The following is a 17427-nucleotide window of genomic DNA, read 5'->3' on the forward strand; positions in this document are numbered from 1 at the left end:
TCTTCCAGCCCGTCAGCTTGGCCGCCAGCCGGGCGTTCTGACCCGCCCCGCAAAAGGCAGGGCCTTTTGCGGGGACCCTGTTTCCATCCCGTTTGGGACAACTGAATTGCCCCAAACCAAGGTTTTGCCTTTGGCAAAACGCTTGTGCGGCGCAAGCGCCGTCCCGCCTGCGGCGGGTCCCAGGGAGGGCCAGCCCCACTCAGGAGGCCGCCCCCGCAGGGCTTATTCCTCGGTCTCGGCCTCGTCGTCCAGCAGGACGTCCGCTTCGTCCTCTGGCTCCTCGTCGGCGGGGGCGGACGCGGGCTTGATGTCGATCTTCCAGCCCGTCAGCTTGGCCGCCAGCCGGGCATTCTGGCCCTCCTTGCCGATGGCCAGGGAGAGCTGGTCGTCGGGCACCACCACACGGCAGGCCTTGCCCTCTTCCCGGACGGCCACACTGACAACATCGGCGGGGGACAGGGCGGCGGCAATGTACTCCGCCGGCTCCTCGGACCACTTGATGATATCCACCTTCTCGCCCTTGAGCTCCTCCACGATGTTGTTGACCCGCTGGCCCCGGGGGCCCACGCAGGCGCCGATGGGGTCCACGTCGGGATCGGCGGACCAGACGGCCAGCTTGGTGCGGCTGCCCGCCTCACGGGCGATGGACTTGACCTCCACGGTGCCGTCGTAGATCTCAGGCACCTCCAGCTCGAACAGGCGCTTGACCAGGCCGGGGTGGGTGCGGGAGATGAGTACCTGGGGTCCCTTGGTGGAGCGGCGCACCTCCACTACGTAGACGCGCAGGCGCATCCCTTCGAGGTACGCCTCGCCCTTGACCTGCTCGCCGGGGGCCAGGAAGGCCTCGGTGGCCTCGCTGCCCGAGCCGATGCGCAGGCTCACCGCGCCGGAGCGGGGATCGACGCGGGTGACCACGCCGGTGAGGATCTCGTGCTCCTTGGAGGAGAACTCGTCGTAGATCATCCCCCGCTCGGCCTCCCGCATACCCTGGATGATCACCTGGCGGGCGGTCTGGGCGGCGATGCGGCCGAAATCGCGGGTGCGCACCTCGATGCGGATGACGTCGCCAAGCTGGGCGTGGGGCAGCTTCTCCCGTGCCATCTGGAGGCTCATCTCGGTGCAGGGGTTGTCGACCTCCTCCACCACGTCCTTCTTGACGAACATGCGCACGGTACCGGCCTCCTCGTCGGCCTCCACGGCCACGTTGTCCCCCGCGCCCTCGTGGTCCCGCTTGTAGGCGGACACCAGGGCCTGGGTGATTTTCTCCAGCATGTAGGCCTTGGGGATACCCTTCTCCTTCTCAATCAGGTTGATGGCGGCAAAGAACTCCGCCCCGTCCAGCTCGTTGGACTTCTGCGCTTTGGCATTCTTCTTCGGCATAACTGCACTCCTTATTTCTCCTGCGGGCGGCCGCAGGTCGCCCCTGCATCGTCGGTACGGGCCCCCGGCCCGTACCCGCTCTCCTTAAAAATGCACCGTCAGGCGCACCTGCGCCACATCCTTTTTGACAAAGGTGCGGGCCTCGCCCGCGGTCTCGATGGTCACATCGCCGCCATCATAGCCCTTCAGCACGCCGGTGTACTCCTTTCGGCCGTCCAGGGGCCGGTAGAGGCGCACATCCACCTCCGCGCCCAGGAACTGCTGGAAGTGGGCGGGCTTTTTCAGGGGGCGGTCTGCGCCGGCGGAGGACACCTCCAGCACATAGCTTCCCTCAATGGGGTCGGCCTCGTCCAGCGCGTCGGACAGGGGACGGCTCACCGCCTCGCAGTCGTTGATGGAGATCCCCTCCGGCTTGTCGATATACACCCGCAGGAACCACTGCCCCGCCTCCCGGACATACTCCACATCCCAGAGGGTGCAGCCGTTCTGCTCGGCAATGGGGGCGGCCAGAGCGGCCACCAGCTCCGTCACTTTCGCCATGGTTTGACCTCCGTTCCGGGATATTTCCCATAATTTTACATACCCCGTTTTTTCAATAAGAAAGAGCGGAGCCGCGACCCCACTCTCACCATACCACTACTTACTATCGTATGTACTATAGCACAAAAAATCCCGCAGTGCAAGAGGTTTTGCGCGTTTGTTTGGCCCGGAGCCCAATCTGTAACTCTTTTTTCGTTGACATAAATCAAAGCTCTGCTAGAATGGAGGGTAAGACAGATGATAAGGAGGGCGTTTCCATGGAGGGGAGCAAGCTGGCCGCCGCCATTCTGGGCGAGGTGCGCCGCGCCGTGGTGGGCAAGGACGAGGTACTGGCAAAGGTGCTGCTGGCCATTCTGGCCGGGGGCCACATCCTGCTGGAGGACATTCCCGGCGTGGGCAAGACCACCATGGCCCTGGCCTTCTCCCGGGCCCTGAGCCTCCGGTACAACCGGGTCCAGTTCACCCCCGACGTGATGCCGTCGGACATCACGGGCTTCACCCTCTACAACAAGGAGGCGGGCCGGATGGAGTACCAGCCCGGCGCGGTGCTGTGCAACCTCTTTTTGGCCGACGAGCTCAACCGGGCCACCAGCCGCACCCAGTCCGCCCTGCTGGAGGCTATGGAGGAGGGGCAGGTGACGGTGGATGGGGTGTCCCACCCGGTGCCCCAGCCCTTCCTGGTCATCGCCACCCAGAACCCGGCGGGGGCCTCCGGCACCCAGCTTCTGCCCGACTCCCAGATGGACCGGTTCATGGTGCGCCTGTCCATCGGCTACCCCGCCCCCGCCGACGAGATGGCCATGGTGCGCCGCCGGCAGGGGGGCGCACTCCTGGAGGGGGTGCGCCCGGTGCTGGAGCTCAACGGCCTGCTTGCCCTGCGGGCCCAGGCCGGACAGGTCTACGTATCCGATGAGGTGCTGGACTACATCGTGCGCCTGGTGGGCGCCACCCGGAGCCACCCCATGATTCTCCAGGGGGCCAGCCCCCGGGCCACCCTGGCCCTCACCGCCATGGCCAAGGCCGCCGCCCTGGTGCGGGGCCGGGACTATGTTCTGCCGGAGGATGTGTCCCTGGTCTTTGGCGACGTGGTGCCCCACCGGCTGCTCCTCTCCCCCCGTGCGGAGGCCGACCGCTCCTTCGACCCCGCTTCGGAGCTGCTGGAGCGGGTGCCCGCCCCCCGGATCTCCTGACGCCATGGCGTACCGTCGGATTGCCTACGCGGCCCTGCTGGGCGGGGCAGTGCTCTTTCAGATCGTGTTCCGCTTTTACCTGTCCACCTTCACCCTGGCGCTGGTGCTGCTGCTCCCCCTGCTGTCGGTGCTGCTGAGCCTGCCGTCGGTGCTGGGCTGCACACTGCTTCTCACCTCCGCCGCTCCCACGGTGGTACAGGGGGAGGACGCGGTCTTTCAGGTGCGGCTGCGCAGCCGCACCCGCCTGCCCCTGCCCCGGCTTCAGGCCCGTCTCCACTGGAGCAACCAGCTCACCGGCGCGGGCGGGCGGGTGCGGTGGGAGCCCGTGCGCACCGCACCAGGCGCTCCGCCCACTCTGGAGCTGGCCACCCCCCATTGCGGCCGGCTGGTCTGCCGGGCGGAGCGGGCCTGGACCTGCGATCTGCTGGGCCTGTTCCCCCTGCCCATCCCCACCGGGCGGCCGGCGGCGGTGCTGATCCTGCCGCCCGATATGGAACAGGCGCTGCCGGAGCGCCTGCTGGGGGGCGGCCCCGGCGGCGGTGCGCTCCTCCCCCGCCCAGGGGGAGGGCCGGGGGAGGACTACGATCTGCGGGACTACCGGCCGGGGGACCCCCTGCGCTCGGTCCACTGGAAGCTCTCCTCCAAGCGGGACGAGCTGGTGGTGCGGGAGACCCTGGAGCCCCGGCAGACCACCCTGGTGCTCACCTATGACCACTTCGGCGCCCCCGCGGCGCTGGACCAGACCTTCGCCCGGCTGTGCGCCCTGTCCCGGGCCCTGCTGGAGCGGGGCAGGCCCCACCATATCCAGTGGGCCAGCCCCACCGGCGGCGGCGTGGAGGGGCGGCTGGTGGACTCGGAGCGGGCCCTGCTGGCCTGCCTGGAGCTGGCCTTCTCCCGGCCCGCCCCGGCGGAGGGACGCTCCATCCTGGACACCACCCTGCGCCTGCCCGGCCGCGCCGGTCCCCTCCGGCACATCCATGTAACGCCCACCGGACTGGAAGGAGGTGCGCCATGAAGCGCAAGCGCCGCGCCGCCGCGCCTCTGCGGCGGGGGCCCGCCGTCCTGCTGGGGGACGGCTGCCTCCTCCTTCTGGTGCTGGCGGGCACCGTCTTTTCCTTCCTTACCGCCTTCTCCGTCCAGATTCACGCCCTCCCCCTGCTGCTGGGCTGCGCCGCCGCCGCACTGGCCTTCCTCGGCCTCTGGTCCCTCCCCCGCCGCTGGTGGGCCCTTCCCCTGGCCCTGCTGGCCGCCGCCTGGCTCCTGGCGGTGCGGCGGCTGTGGCAGCCGCTGGTCCTGGGGGCCGACGCCCTGCGGGTGGACGTGGTCAACACCGTTTCCGCCAGCCTGGAGCTGGGCTTCACCCTGGAGCCCGCCCTTTCCCTCCCCGAAGCCCTCTGGACCAACTGCGCCACCCTGCTCGTCCTCCTGGCCCTGGTACCGCTGGGCGCCCTGCTGGGGCTGGGCGTCGTGTGCCTGCGCTCCTTCTGGCTGGTCTTCGTCAGCTCCTTCCCCTTCGTGCTGCTCCCCCTGTGCATCTCGGTCACCCCGGGCTGGCTGCCCCTGATGGCCCTGGTGCTGGGGTGGGTGGTGCCGGCCCTCACCTCCCTGCTGGCCCGCACCTCGCCCCTGGGGGCCGCGCGCCTCAACCTGGCCGCCCTTCCGGCCGCCGCCCTGCTGCTGGCCGCCCTCAGCCTGGCCATGCCCATGGACACCTACCAGCGCCCCGCCTGGGCCGACCGGGCCCTACAGCACCTCACCAATCAGGCCGTCCGCCTGGGGGACGGCCTGCTGGAGGGGAGCGGCCCCTTCGGCATTGGCAGCGGCGGGGGACGGCTGGCCGACGCCGACGGCTCCGTCTCTCTCTCCGACGCGGGGCCGCTGCGCTTCTCCGGACGCACCGTGCTGGAGGTGGAGACCGACCTCACTGGCCGCATCTACCTGCGGGGGCTCTCCGACGCGGTATATGACGGCGAGAGCTGGCAGCCGCTGGATGAGGCGGCCTACAACTGGCAGGCCCGCCTCCACGGCGTCACATATGGAGCGCCCGTCACGCTGGACATGGACCTTGGCGTCACTGGGGCTGAGTCCCTGTTCGCCCAGTTCCAGCCCATGAATTTCCCCGCCCTGGCGGTTCGGGATGCCCACCCGGAGAGCCCCTACGCCAGGATCACCGTGCGCAATGTGGGGGCCGATCCGGGCTATGTCTACGTTCCCTACCATATCCTGACCCAGCCCGCCGAGCTGTCCGGGGCGGAATTCGTCCACGACGCCTATCTGGCCCGGGCGGCCCGGGTGTGGACCCACACCATCTACGTCCAGCCCGACGCCTCCCCTGCCGCCTCCGCGGGCCTGCGGGGGGAGCTGTCTCTGGCGGAGGCGGCCTACGCGGACTTCGTGCGGGAGTACTATCTCCAGGTGCCCCTCTACTCGGAAAACCCGGCGCTCCGCCAGGCGCTGGACGGCGCGTTGGAGCCGCTGGCCGACTGGCTGCGGCAGGCCCAGTACGTCTCCCCCGCCGCTGTGAAGCAGCCCTATGAGCTGGAAGCCGCCCAGGTGGTGGCGGACTACCTGGCCGCCGTCGCGGAATACGACCCCGACACCCCCGCCGCGCCGGAGGGGGAGGACTTTGTGGCCTGGTTCCTCACCGAGAGCCATCGGGGCTACTGCATGCACTTTGCCAGCGCCGCCGTGCTGCTACTGCGGAGCATGGGCGTCCCCGCCCGCTATGTCTCCGGCTTTGTGGCCGACGTGCCCGCCTCCGGCCGCGTGAACGTGCCCGACTCCGCCGCCCACGCCTGGGTGGAGGTCTACATCGACGGCTACGGGTGGGAGCCGGTGGAGGTCACCCCCGTCTACGCCGGGAGCACTCCCGCCCAGAGCGGCGCGGAGGAGCCCGAGGCCACCCCCTCTCCCACGCCCACGCCCCAGGCCAGCCGCGCCCCCGACTCCGCCGCGCCTACACCCACCCCCACGCCGTCGGCGGCCCTCCCGAATGAGGGCCCGAAGCTCCCTCTCCGCCTGCTTCCGGCCCTCCTGGCCGCCCTTCTGCTGGCGCTGGCCCTCCCCCTGCGGCGCTTTTGGGCCCGCCGCCGCCGGGAGCGGCGCTTCCAGGATGAAAACCCCAACCGGGCGGCCATCGCGGCCTATCTCTATCTTCAGCAGCTGACCCGCTGGGGAGCGGAGCCGCCCGCCCGGGCCGGGGAGCTGGCCCAAAAGGCCAAATTCAGCCCCCACACCCTCACCGCCGAGGAGCGGGACGCGGTGCTCCGCGCCGCCCGCGCCGCGGCAGAGGCGGTGGACAAGTCCCTCCCCTGGTGGAAGCGGTTCGCCTTCCGCTATCTGCTGGGGCTGTACTGAGGTCCCGTTTGGCCTGACCGCCGCCGGGCGGCATTTCCCGCGCCCTGAGCAGGGGCGGCCCCTGTGGCCGCCCCTGCATTTTATCTTCTCATTCGACAGGCCGCCCAGTCTCTAGTGAGACTGGGCGGCCTGCGGCTGCGTTTGATTTGGGCGGGATACGGGTGTCACTCCGTCAGGGTGAAGAACCCCTCCACCCGGTTTTTCTTGTCAAATACATTGTTGTAGAGTAGCACCCGGTAGTCCTCCACGGCGGCCTCCAGCTCCTCCGGCAGCGCCTCGTTCTCGCCGTACCAGTTCCCGCCGGCGTCCCGGATGCCCACGGTGTTGATCACCGGGGCGGCCTCCCACAGCCGGGCCAGGTACTTCTGATACCCGGTCATGGGCAGGTTGGCGGTGTCCATCAGCAGGGCGGACAGGTAGTTGAGGGACAGCTCCACCCCCTGGGCCTCCGGTATGTCGTAGTTGGCCCAGAGGACGAAGGGCACCATCTGTTTTCTCTGAGCGGCGGCGGTATCCGGGGCCGTCCCCAGCACGTCGGTATAGAAGTTGGTGGCCACCTGGGGCTGGTGGTCGCCGAAGAGGAGGATCAGGGTGGGCTCCTCCACCTGGGAGAAGTAGTCGAGCAGGTATTCGAAGGCCTGATCGCTCTGGTACACCAGGGACAAATACTGGTTGACCGTGTTGAAGCGGCCCTCCAGCGCCCCGGTAAGCCACACCTCCCGGGGCAGGTTCGTCCACGCCATCTGGTAGGCGGAGTGGTTCTGCATGGTCACGTTGAAGAGAAACAGCGGCTCCCCCGCCTCCTTCTCCTCATACCAGCGGATCAGGTTCTCGTAGTCGCACTGGTCGGTGACATAGCCGGTTTTTTCGTCCCCCCGCATGTACTTCCGGTCCTGGAAGTCCCCCTCAAAGTATACCTCGTCAAAGCCGAAATCCTGGTAGACCGAGGGACGGCTCCAGCCGGAGGAGCGGTAGGGGTGGGCGGCCACGGTGCGGTAACCCAGGGCGGCCATCTGCCCCACCAGGGTGGGATCGCCGTCGGAGACATACATCTGGTAGGGCACCGTGCCTGCGGGCAGGAAGGCGGTGGTGTTGCCGGTGAGGAACTCGTACTCCGAGTTGGCGGTGGTGCCGCCGAACACGGAGGAGTAGGCGTAGCCCTTAATGGTGTTCTCCGTCAGGGAGCGGAGGAAGGGCATGGCGTCCGTATTGCTCTCCACGCCGGGCAGCACAGAAAGGTCGGAGAGGGACTCGTTCATGATGACAATGACGTTCACCGGGCGAATCATGCCGTCCTCCCCGGCCGCCGGCACGGCGGCCGGGTCGCTGGGAGCGCTCCCGGCGAGGGCCGCGAGGGCCTCCTCCGAGTAGCTCTCCGGCCGCTCCACCCTCATGTACTTCAGGCACACCGAGAAGTTAAGGAACAGGCCGTTGCCCCGGGTCGTCCACATGGACGGCTCAATGCCCCGGCTCTCCACAAACCCGGTGCCGAAAAACACGCCCAGAAAGACCGCGGCGGCCCCGGCCGCCGGGACAAAGAGCCGCCACGGGAAGGGCCTTTTCTTTTCGTTTGGCAGGAAGGACAGGGCCAGCAGCACCGCCGCGAACACGCCGATGGTGAGCCACTGCATGGAGTCGGGCCGGTAGTCGTAGTTGCCCGCCACGTTGGCGGCGGTGCGGAGGGTGAGGAAGTCGCCGGGAAAGAGGGTGCGCCCCCGGAAGGAGATCAGGTAGTGGTTGGCCATGCCCAGGCCCCAGGCGATCCCCATGGCCCACTTGACGGCCGAGGCCCGCCGCCGGAGGACGAAGTAGAAAAACAGCTCCCCCAGGTAGTACCACGCCAGATTGAGGGCGATCTGAAGGGCGGTGAAGTCAGTCCAGGGGTTGTTGTAGTTGAGGTACTCCACCAGGGTGAAGGAGAGCAGGGGGGCCAGGAGCATTAGGGCCCGGGTGGTCCAGGCGGCCTGCCCTTCTCCCAGGGGGAGGCGTGGCCATCGGAAGCGCCGCCTGCTGCGCGGGGTGTCTACGGTGTATGTCATGTATTGTTTGCTGCCTTCTCTCAAATGATTATGACAACTATTTTAGCACAAACAGGCGAAAGTACAACGAATTTCGCCCGTTTTCCAAAAATCTTTATAATATAACGTTTGTCCTCCAGAACTCCGCGGCAAAGCGTACAAAGTGCTGCAGAGAGGGATAAAACGCCAGATCTTTTTTATAGACAAGATAGACCGTCCGGGAAATGACCGGCTTTATGGAAACTGACACCACGTTGGGATATCGGTAGTAGTCCGCAGAGGCGCGGCTGCAAAAGCTGATGCCCATGTTCTTATTTACCAGCGCCAAACAGGAGTCGATCTGGCTGCAAATATTCTGTACCTGGCAGGAAATCCCCAGGCTGGACAAATGGGACAGGATTATCCCCGACAGGTTGAAGTCCTGATTGGGCGTGATCAACGTCTGGTCCGCCAGCTGCTCCAGTTCTATCGCGTCTCGGCAGGCCAGGGGATTGTCCACATGAACGGCAGCACATATCTCCGACTGGAGCAGCGGAAGGCTGTGCACCTGTCCAACTGCCGGCTCCGAGGGGTTAAGAATGGCAAACGCCACATCAATCTCACTCTGTTCCAGCGCCTGGAGCAGCTCCGCACTTCCCCGTTCCTGCAAAGTCAGGGTAATACTTGGGTACTCACTGTGAAAGCCGCCTATCAGCTCCGGGATATGGAGCGCGCACATAATTGGCAGCGCCCCAATGCGCACACGCCCGCTCCGGTTGGCTGCGTAATCCTCCATGCGCTCCGCCAGCGCCTGCATGTCGTTGAGTATTCGCTGGGCATGGCGGACAAACACCTCGCCCGCCTCTGTCAGATGCACCCGTTTCCGTACCCGGGCAAATAGCGCTATTCCAAGCTCCTGCTCCAAATGAATAATCTGATTGGACAACGACGGCTGTGATAGGTGCAGCTTCTCTGCCGCCCGCGTTACGCTCCCGCACTCCGCCACGGTCACCACGTAGATTAACTGACTGCGCTCCATGCCTATCCTCCCTTCTCAGCTTCAGTATACGAGCCGGAGATATCTGTGTCAATGCATCAGACGCAATTTCATTTAGTTAAACTATTAATATTATAGTTTTTATGACTTTTACAAATATATTCCCCTTATGATATAGTTGATTTCGACAAAAGGCGCACCAAAAAAGGAGTGGTTTTAATGGAGAAAGTCCAAAGCTATGATGTGGTGGTGGTTGGCGGCGGCGCCGCAGGCATTGCCGCCGCTGTCGGCGCGGCGCAGGCGGGCGCCGCCTGTCTGCTGGTGGAACGCAATGGAAGCCTGGGCGGGCAGGCCACCAATGCCAACGTGGCCTCCTACTGCGGTTTCTTTACCCACAGCAATCCTCCCCAACAAATTGTAAGGGGTGTTGGCCAGCAGGTACTGGAGCTGCTTCATGAGCTGGGGGCCTATGACGGCTATCGGCTCTCCTCTGTACAAAATGCCATCGTCACTCTGGATGAGGAGGCTCTGAAATATGCGCTGGACCTGTTGGTACAGCGTTACAGCGGACTAAAGGTACTGCTGCACTGCCGGATGATCTCGGCTCAGACCAGTCCGGATGGCTCGATTCAGTCTATCCACTGTGTAGACGACGAGGGCACCTATGAATTTCGGGCCAAAGCCTTTGTCGATGCCAGCGGAGATGGAAATCTGGCCCATTTGGCCGGGGCGGAGCTGCGCTTTGGAGACGGAGCGGGCGGAGGCTACCTATCCACCAAGATGATGCGCTTGGATCATGTAGGGCTAGAGGCCAAATTTGCCCCCGCCGTCCTGGAGGAGGCCATACAGCGCGCCAAGGCGGAGGGCTTCCACCGCCTAACCAAGGAATCCGGCATCGTCTTTCGTACTGCTCCAGATACGGCTTACGCCATCCTGCCCAGTGTAGCCGTACCCGCGCTGGACGCCGAGACGCTCACCGCCTGCGAGATGAATACCCGCGCTCAGTGTCAGGAGTATGTGGCCGCCTTCCGGAAGTACCTACCCGGCATGGAGCACTGCCGTCTGGTCTCCTCCGGTTACAAGCTCGGTATCCGTGATACCCGTCATCTGGTTGGTGAACACATACTGACTGCTGAGGAGGTACTTGGCGCCGTTAAGCACCCCGATACAGTGGCTAGAGGCGCATGGCCCTGCGAAATGCACACCGACATCAACCGGATGGCAGACTATCTCTGGGTCAAAGATGACGGCTACTACGACATTCCGCTCCGCTGTCTAAAATCCCGCAGTACCGCCAATCTGTGGGGCGCCGGACGTCTGGTCAGTGCTGATGCCGTAGCCTTTGCCTCGGTCCGCGTCATGGGCATCGGCTTTGCCACCGGTCAGGCTGCTGGCGTGGCCGCCGCCTTTCTCGCCGCCGGTCGCGGTACTCCTGTCTCTGAAATTCAAGCAGAGCTGCGCCGGCAGGGCGCCTGTATCTGATTCAAATTGTGAAATGGGGGATTACACATGAAACGGACAATCTCCATCTTGGCAGCCCTTCTTTGCATCATCGGCTTTCGTTTTCTGCCCGCGCCATCCGGTATGACCAGCTCCGCCATGCAGGTGCTCGGTATCTTTATCGGCGCGTTGATTCTCTGGCTCACTCTCTCCATCGACTGGCCCAGCCTCCTGGCCCTGGCCGCCCTCGTCACCGTGCCGGAGCTGACCATGGGGAGCGTTCTGGCAAACTCTCTTGGCAATTCCACCGTTGCCTTTCTCCTGTTCACCTTTATGTGTACCTACGCCATCTCCAAGACCTCTTTTGTCAAACGCTGCGCCATCCTCTTCATCAGCAGCCGCATCGCCCGCAGAAGTCCCTGGTGCTTTCTGATCCTCTACTGCGCCTCTATCCTGGTCATTGGTCTGGTTATGTCTCCCTCGGTGGTCTTCGTTATTTATCTTCCCATTCTCCGCGCCATCTGCGAGGAGCTGGAGCTGCGGCAGGACGACCGGCTGGCCAACGCTCTAATGCTGGGGCAGCTTTTCTCCTCTGCCATCTCATGCGGAATGACCCCCATTGCCCACGTGTTTCCCATCATGGCCATTGGATTTTATCAAAACGCCACCGGCACCAGCGTCAGCTATATCCATTATATGGCCTTTGCCGTACCGGTCGGCCTGCTCTGCTTCGCCGCCATGCTTCTGCTGTTTCGCTTTGTGCTGCGTCCGGATCTGTCCTGTGTCTCCAGATTGGACTTTGATGCGCTCAAGCGCAGCGTCACCCCGGCTGACCGCCGTGAAAAGGCAACTCTGATCATCTTCTTTTTGGTGGTCGCTATGTGGGTTCTCCCTGAGTTTATCGAACCTATCCTCCCCGCTGTAGCCAGCTTCCTGGACACCCAAGGTACCGCCTTTCCCCCGTTGGTCGGCGCGGTGGCCCTGTGCCTGCTGTCGGTAGGAGGTGCTCCACTCATGAACTTCAAAGAGGCCATGCAGAAGGGCGTGGAGTGGGGCAGTGTTATCATGGCAGGCGCTACTCTTGCACTCGGCTCCGCCATGACCAATGCGGAGATCGGACTGACCGACTGGCTCAGCGGAGCTATCGCCCCCACCCTCAACGGCCTGCCCGTCTGGCTTTTGATTCTGGTCTTTACCGTATGGGCCGCCGTCATGACCAATGTGGCGTCTAATATGGTCACCGTTACGGTAGTCTGCGCTGTAGCAATCCCCCTCTGCATGGCCAGCGGCGGCGCTGTCAGCACACCGGCCATTGCCATGATCATTGGGATGCTGGCCAGCTATGCCTTTGTCACGCCCCCTGCCCACCCCAATGTTCCCCTGGCCATTGGCTCCGGCTGGACAAAAACAGGGCAGGTAATTCTTTATGGCACGATTCTGATGGTCATCTCCATCGTGGTTACTGTTGCAGTCGGTTACCCCATTGCCAGCGCTCTTATGGGCGCATAATCCCTGACGGAGGCGCTTTCATGGACGAATTACACGCTCTTCGCCAGAAGATTGACCTGCTGGACTGCCAGCTCGTGGAGCTGTTCGAGCAGCGTATGGAGCTGGTTTGTCAAATTGCCAAGCTCAAACAGCGCCAGCATATCCCCATCTTACAGAGCAGCCGGGAACAAGAGGTGCTCCGACATGCCCGCAGTCTCCTTCACAACCCGGCCTATACCGATAGTTTGACCGACTTCATGGTTCATCTAATGGCCCTTAGTCGGGCTGAACAGGCTAGGCATCAAGACACATAGCGCATAAAAGAGCCGCTCCGTTGATTCGGAGCGGCTCTACTGTTCAATCCGCCCTATGGAGGGGCGGTCCGGCGAGGGGGATCACCCGGTCGCAGAGGGCGACGATCTCCGCCTCGTGGCTGGACAGGAGCACCGGCACGCCCAGGGCCCGTACCCGCTCCAGGATGCGGGCCGCCCGGGCGGCGTCCACGCCGGTGAAGGGCTCGTCCAGCAGGTAGAGCCCGCCGCCGCAGGCCAGGGCGCGGGCCAGGGCCAGCCGCCGCCCCATGCCGCCGGAGAGGGCAGAGGGGCGGGCGGGCTCCTCCCCCTCCAGCTCGACCAGGGCCAGCCAGCGCCCCGTCTCCCCCCGGCGCGCCCGGGGGAGCACATCGGCGATGTGCTGCTCCACCGTCCGCCAGGGCAGCAGGCGGTTCTCCTGAAACAGGAGGGTGGGGCGGGGGGGAACCGTCACCACCCCGGCCGACCGCCGCTGGAGGCCCGCCAGCACCCGCAGCAGGGTGGTCTTGCCGCAGCCGGAGGGGCCGGACAGGGCGGTGATCCCCGTCTCCGGCAGCACCAGGGAGAAGTCGTCCAGCACCCGCTTTTCCCCATAACAGACCGTAATATGTTCCGCTGATATCACAGCTTTGCCCCCTTCCCCAGCCGCCGGAACAGGAGGCCCAGGGCGTACTCCAGCAGAAAGCTGAGGGCGATCACCACCGCCGTCCAGGCGAAGAGATCGGGGGTCTCCAGGGTGATCTTGGCCCGGTAGACCTGGGTGCCGATGGCCAGCCTGGGCTGGCAGAGCACCTCGGCGGCCACCCCCGCCTTCCAGGCCAGGCCCAGGCCGGTGGCGCAGCCGCTGGCGAAATAGGGCAGCACCGAGGGGACATACACCAGCCGGAGGGTCTTCCAGCGGCCGAAGCGGTAGGCCCGCGCCGCCTCCAGGAGCTGCCCGTCGGTCTGGCTGATACCTTTACAAACATTGCCCCACAGCACCGGCAGCACCATCAGCCCCGAGACGATGGCGGGCACCCGCCCCGTGGAGGCCCACAGGAGCACCAGCACGATGAAGGAGGCCACCGGCACGGCGCGGATCACCTTCACCATGGGCCGGAACAGCCAGTCCGCCCAGGAGAGGGCGGAGGTAATGACGGCCAACAGGGTGCCCGCCGCCGCCCCCAGGGCGAAGCCGCCGAAGATGCGGCCCAGGCTCACCGCCGCTGTCCGCCAGAAGGAGGGCCGGGCGGCCAGGGCGGCCAGCCGCTCCCACACCAGCAGGGGAGAGGGCAGGAGCAGGGCTCCATGTCCGGGGGTATATACTGTGTCCACCCAAATGGCCGCAAGCTGCCAAGCCCCCAGCCAGAAGGCCAGGGGCACGACAACGCGCAGTATTTTTTGTGTGGTTCGATTACGGAATATAGTAGAAATTATCATCCGGGATGGCCCCTCCGATCGAGGTGGGGTCGGCGGCATAGAGCACCTCATAGTAGTCGGAGATGCCCTTCAGCTCGTCGCCGGTCAGACAGACCATGTTGGCCTGGGGGATGGCCGCCTTGGCGACGGCGGCCTTGGGGACGATGCCGTACTGCTCGACCAGGGCGGCGGCCTCCTCCGGGTGCTCATTCACATAGGCGATGGAGGCGGCGTACTCGGTGAGGAAGGCGTCCACCGCCTCCGGGTGCTCCTCCACGAAGTCGCTCCGGGCCACCACGCAGCCCATGGTAAAGGTGCCGGCGGCCCCCACGTCCTGCCACACGTCGTTGAGATCGATGGCGTCCCGCACATCGGCGTTCTGCATCATGACGCTGGTGGCGGCGGGGACAGGGAGCATGCACAGATCGATCCCGCCGGAGGCCATGAGGGCCGTGACCTCCTCGCTGGTCTTCCACTCGATTGTCACGTCCTCGCCGGGGGTGAGGCCGCTCTCCTCCAGCAGATAGTTGAGCACGTACTCGGTGTTGGTGCCCTGGTTGATGCTGTAGATGGTCTTGCCCGCCAGATCGGCCATGGAGTGAACCGTGTCGCCGTTCTCCAGGATGTGGAGCACGCCCAGGGTGTTGAGGGCCAGCAGCCTGATGCTGCCCGCCTTGTTGTAGAGGGTGGCCGCCAGATTGGTGGGGACCGCAGCGATGTCCAGCTCGCCGTTGTTCAGCTTGGGCACAATGTCGGTGGACGGGTCGGAGCCGATGGCATACTCATAGTGGTTGACCGTCTCCCCCGCGTCGCTGTCGGAGAGCAGTTTGGCCGCTCCCATGCCGGTGGGGCCGTTGAGCAGGCCCAGCCGGATGGTCTGGTAAGGGGCAACGGTCTCGGCCGGCGGGGTTTCCGCGACGGGGGAGGACGTCTCCGGCGCGGGGGACTCCTCCGGCCCGGCCTTGGGGGCGCACCCCGCAGCCAGGCCCAGCACCAGGGCCAGGCTCAGGCCCAGGGACAGCAGCTTCTGTTTCATGTCAATCTCTTCCTTTCCTAATTCTGTTCCAGCGCGTCCGGCTGAAGCACCTGCACCCGTCTGCCCTCCCGCCGGAGAACCCCCCGCCCGGCCAGGGCGTCCAGGGCGCGGTAGAGGGAGGCGCGGCTCACCCCCAGCCGCCGGGCCAGGCCGGCGGCAGAGCAGTCCAGCTCCACCCATCCCCCCTCCAGCCGGGAGAGCAGGTACTGGGCCACCTTCCGCTCGGCGCTGCCGGCGGTGAGGGCGTCGATCTTGCCGCTGAGAAAGCAGATGCGGCCGGACAGGTAGGCCACATAGTTGCGCCCCACCTCCGGAAAGCGGACCATCAGCTCCTCCACCAGCGCCTGGGGCAGAAGGAGCACCCGGCAGGGCGCGCGGGCGGTGAGGGTGGTGGCGTAGTCCGCCCGGTCGTTGAACAGGGCCGCCGCGCCGAAGAGATCCCCCGGTTCCAGCACACTCATGATGAGCGCGCCCTTGTTCACCTGCACCCGGCCCTCCAGCACCACGCCCAGGCAGCGGCGGAAGGCGTGAGGGGCGTAAATCACCCCGCCCTTACCGTTCTCCTGCCGGACCGTGCGGGGGTCGGTCCGGGCGAGCTCCACCGCCTCCGGCGGCGCACCCCGGAAGAGAAAGGTCTCCGCCAATCGGGCCCGCTCGGCCGCTTCCCGGCTGTCCATTGGCTCTCCCTCCCTCAAATCTGTCTCATACGGTACAGTTTAGTGTAGCACGTATTTTCCAAATGTCAAGCGCAAATTGGGCTGCTTTTCCATAAAATGGGGTAAAAAGGAGGTAACTGCCATGTCAAACTGCCGTCAGCCCGGCCGGGATGCCCGGGCCCAGGCCGAGTCCCAGGCCCAGGCCATCATCGCCCAGGGCCGCCGGATGGCCCGCCAGCGGCTGGAGGGCGCCCCTCTGGAGGAGGAGCCCATGAAGCGCTACGCCCATCCCATCCCCTACTGCATCGACTGTCCTACCCCGCCGCCCGCCGACGGGCTGGACCGGATTCTGGAGGCCCTGGCCTGCCAAAATCAGCTTCTGGTGGAGCTGCTGGGGGCCGTCAACGCGCTCACCGCCGCAACCCTGAGTATCCAGAGCCGCCTCTGAGTTCTTACAGATTCGTGAAGTTTGCAAACTTTCTCTTGTCAGACGGCTTCCCATTTTATATACTAGTGGTTACTTGTTGACATAATCACACCTGAGAAAAGGGGGCGCCTCTCTGTGGCCCAACGCCGTCGCATCCGCAAAAAAAAGCGTGTCTCCCCCCTCCGCCGGGCGGGGAAGCTGGCATATCGCATCCTGGTGGTCCTGTCCGCCATCATCGTGGTACTCTACTGCGCCTATCGCCTGGCCTCCAAAAAGCCCACCCAGGCCCCGGAGCCCACACCGGAGGCCCCCGCCGGCTCCCTCTCCCCGGATCAGACCGAAGCGCCCGGCCGCCAGAGGCGGGAAGGGACATACACTTTTCTGCTGGCCGCCAGCGACCAGTCCAGCGGCAACGCCGACACCATCATTGTGGCCTCCTACGACACTGAGGCTCAGAAGGTGGGTATGGTCTCCGTCCCCCGGGACACCCTGCTGGAGAGCGGGAAGATCAACGCCGCCTACCACAAGGGGCCGGAGAACCTGCGGGACACCGTCTCCGACCTGCTGGGCGTGCCCATCGACTACTATGTGGCGGTGGACGTGGACGGCTTTGTGGCCCTGGTGGATGAGCTGGGCGGCATCGAGTTCGACGTACCGGTGCGCATGAGCTTTGACGATCCCACCCAGGACCTCCACATCCACTACCAGCCCGGCCTCCAGCACCTGACCGGCGAGGACGTGCTCAAGGTGGCCCGCTGCCGCAACAACTCCGACGGCCCCGGCTCCTACCCCGACAACCTCTACGGCGCCTATCCGGACGGAGACATCGGCCGCACCCGTACCCAGCAGCAGCTCATCGCCGCCATTCTGAAAAAAGCCCTGTCCAATCCGCAGAAGATCAACTCTTACGTGAACCTCTTCCTGGAGTATGTGGACACTGATCTGGAGTTCAGCGAGGCCCTCTGGTTTGCCCAGCCCGCCCTGGGCCTGGACTTCTCCACGGGCTTTGCCAGCGCCACCCTGGCGGGTGAGAATGTCTACTATGTGGACAGCCGGGGCTACCGCTGGGGCTCCTGCTACGAGCTGGACCCGGAGGCCGCCCTGGAGACCGTCAACTCCCTCATCAACCCCTACAACGCGCCGCTCACCGCGGCGGATCTCAACATTTTTCAGAAGCCGTGACAAAAAGGCGCCGCTGCAATGCAGCGGC

The 17427-nt window shown here is 65.2% G+C and carries 16 protein-coding genes; 8 read left to right on the forward strand and 8 right to left on the reverse strand.

Features of this window, described 5'->3' with window-relative positions; genetic code table 11:
* Nucleotides 1-222: 222 nt before the first annotated feature.
* Nucleotides 223-1380, reverse strand: coding sequence for a transcription termination factor NusA (gene nusA, locus HMPREF0372_RS16720; RefSeq protein ID WP_007495081.1), 1158 nt, complete (start codon nucleotides 1378-1380; stop codon nucleotides 223-225).
* Between the two features lie 84 nt (nucleotides 1381-1464).
* Nucleotides 1465-1920: a ribosome maturation factor RimP gene (locus HMPREF0372_RS16725; protein ID WP_007495083.1), complete on the reverse strand. Its 456-nt coding sequence runs from the start codon at nucleotides 1918-1920 to the stop codon at nucleotides 1465-1467.
* 257 nt (nucleotides 1921-2177) lie between these two features.
* On the opposite strand from HMPREF0372_RS16725, the gene HMPREF0372_RS16730 reads away from it, so the two are divergent.
* Genes HMPREF0372_RS16730 through HMPREF0372_RS16740 form a run of 3 tightly spaced genes read left to right on the forward strand, consistent with a single transcriptional unit; the run spans nucleotide 2178 to nucleotide 6467 of the window.
* A complete protein-coding gene (locus HMPREF0372_RS16730) occupies nucleotides 2178-3110 on the forward strand; it encodes an AAA family ATPase (RefSeq protein WP_039997891.1) in 933 nt (310 codons plus the stop codon).
* Nucleotides 3111-3114: 4 nt separating this feature from the next.
* Nucleotides 3115-4125 carry a DUF58 domain-containing protein gene (locus HMPREF0372_RS21135; protein WP_007495090.1) on the forward strand — a complete coding sequence of 337 codons (1011 nt, stop codon included), beginning with the start codon at nucleotides 3115-3117 and terminating at the stop codon, nucleotides 4123-4125.
* Entirely contained in the window at nucleotides 4122-6467 is a 2346-nt protein-coding gene (locus HMPREF0372_RS16740) for a transglutaminaseTgpA domain-containing protein (protein WP_007495092.1), read from the forward strand. The genes HMPREF0372_RS21135 and HMPREF0372_RS16740 overlap by 4 nt, the downstream gene beginning before the upstream one ends.
* 164 nt (nucleotides 6468-6631) lie before the next feature.
* On the opposite strand, the gene HMPREF0372_RS16745 is transcribed toward HMPREF0372_RS16740, so the two are convergent.
* Both HMPREF0372_RS16745 and HMPREF0372_RS16750 read right to left on the reverse strand, forming a co-directional pair.
* The gene (locus tag HMPREF0372_RS16745; RefSeq protein ID WP_039997894.1) at nucleotides 6632-8506 is read right to left on the reverse strand and encodes an LTA synthase family protein; all 1875 of its coding nucleotides are present in this window, start codon (nucleotides 8504-8506) and stop codon (nucleotides 6632-6634) included.
* Nucleotides 8507-8600: 94 nt separating this feature from the next.
* Nucleotides 8601-9503 (reverse strand): LysR family transcriptional regulator, encoded by a 903-nt coding sequence (locus HMPREF0372_RS16750; protein WP_007495095.1) that lies wholly within the window; start codon nucleotides 9501-9503, stop codon nucleotides 8601-8603.
* A 177-nt stretch (nucleotides 9504-9680) separates the two neighbouring features.
* On the opposite strand from HMPREF0372_RS16750, the gene HMPREF0372_RS16755 reads away from it, so the two are divergent.
* Genes HMPREF0372_RS16755 through HMPREF0372_RS16765 form a run of 3 tightly spaced genes read left to right on the forward strand, consistent with a single transcriptional unit; the run spans nucleotide 9681 to nucleotide 12703 of the window.
* Nucleotides 9681-10943 (forward strand): FAD-dependent oxidoreductase, encoded by a 1263-nt coding sequence (locus tag HMPREF0372_RS16755; RefSeq protein ID WP_007495097.1) that lies wholly within the window; start codon nucleotides 9681-9683, stop codon nucleotides 10941-10943.
* A 27-nt stretch (nucleotides 10944-10970) separates the two neighbouring features.
* Nucleotides 10971-12410: an SLC13 family permease gene (locus tag HMPREF0372_RS16760; protein WP_007495099.1), complete on the forward strand. Its 1440-nt coding sequence runs from the start codon at nucleotides 10971-10973 to the stop codon at nucleotides 12408-12410.
* A gap of 20 nt (nucleotides 12411-12430) precedes the next feature.
* Nucleotides 12431-12703: a chorismate mutase gene (locus HMPREF0372_RS16765; RefSeq protein WP_007495102.1), complete on the forward strand. Its 273-nt coding sequence runs from the start codon at nucleotides 12431-12433 to the stop codon at nucleotides 12701-12703.
* A 43-nt stretch (nucleotides 12704-12746) separates the two neighbouring features.
* On the opposite strand, the gene HMPREF0372_RS16770 is transcribed toward HMPREF0372_RS16765, so the two are convergent.
* The 4 genes from HMPREF0372_RS16770 to HMPREF0372_RS16785 are packed head-to-tail and all read right to left on the reverse strand — an operon-like array spanning nucleotide 12747 to nucleotide 15811.
* Nucleotides 12747-13325, reverse strand: coding sequence for an ATP-binding cassette domain-containing protein (locus HMPREF0372_RS16770; protein WP_007495103.1), 579 nt, complete (start codon nucleotides 13323-13325; stop codon nucleotides 12747-12749).
* The gene (locus tag HMPREF0372_RS16775) at nucleotides 13322-14119 is read right to left on the reverse strand and encodes an ABC transporter permease (RefSeq protein WP_009257467.1); all 798 of its coding nucleotides are present in this window, start codon (nucleotides 14117-14119) and stop codon (nucleotides 13322-13324) included. Before HMPREF0372_RS16775 ends, HMPREF0372_RS16770 begins: the two co-directional genes overlap by 4 nt.
* Entirely contained in the window at nucleotides 14094-15134 is a 1041-nt protein-coding gene (locus HMPREF0372_RS16780) for an ABC transporter substrate-binding protein (protein ID WP_007495106.1), read from the reverse strand. Before HMPREF0372_RS16780 ends, HMPREF0372_RS16775 begins: the two co-directional genes overlap by 26 nt.
* Nucleotides 15135-15151: 17 nt before the next feature.
* A complete protein-coding gene (locus HMPREF0372_RS16785) occupies nucleotides 15152-15811 on the reverse strand; it encodes a Crp/Fnr family transcriptional regulator (RefSeq protein ID WP_007495107.1) in 660 nt (219 codons plus the stop codon).
* Between the two features lie 121 nt (nucleotides 15812-15932).
* Between HMPREF0372_RS16785 and HMPREF0372_RS16790 the strand changes: the two genes are divergently transcribed.
* Both HMPREF0372_RS16790 and HMPREF0372_RS16795 read left to right on the forward strand, forming a co-directional pair.
* The gene (locus HMPREF0372_RS16790) at nucleotides 15933-16238 is read left to right on the forward strand and encodes a hypothetical protein (RefSeq protein ID WP_007495108.1); all 306 of its coding nucleotides are present in this window, start codon (nucleotides 15933-15935) and stop codon (nucleotides 16236-16238) included.
* Between the two features lie 114 nt (nucleotides 16239-16352).
* Nucleotides 16353-17399, forward strand: a complete 1047-nt coding sequence (locus HMPREF0372_RS16795) for an LCP family protein (protein ID WP_007495109.1) — start codon at nucleotides 16353-16355, stop codon at nucleotides 17397-17399.
* Nucleotides 17400-17427 lie beyond the last annotated feature (28 nt).

Source organism: Flavonifractor plautii ATCC 29863, from assembly GCF_000239295.1.
Classification (GTDB): domain Bacteria; phylum Bacillota; class Clostridia; order Oscillospirales; family Oscillospiraceae; genus Flavonifractor; species Flavonifractor plautii.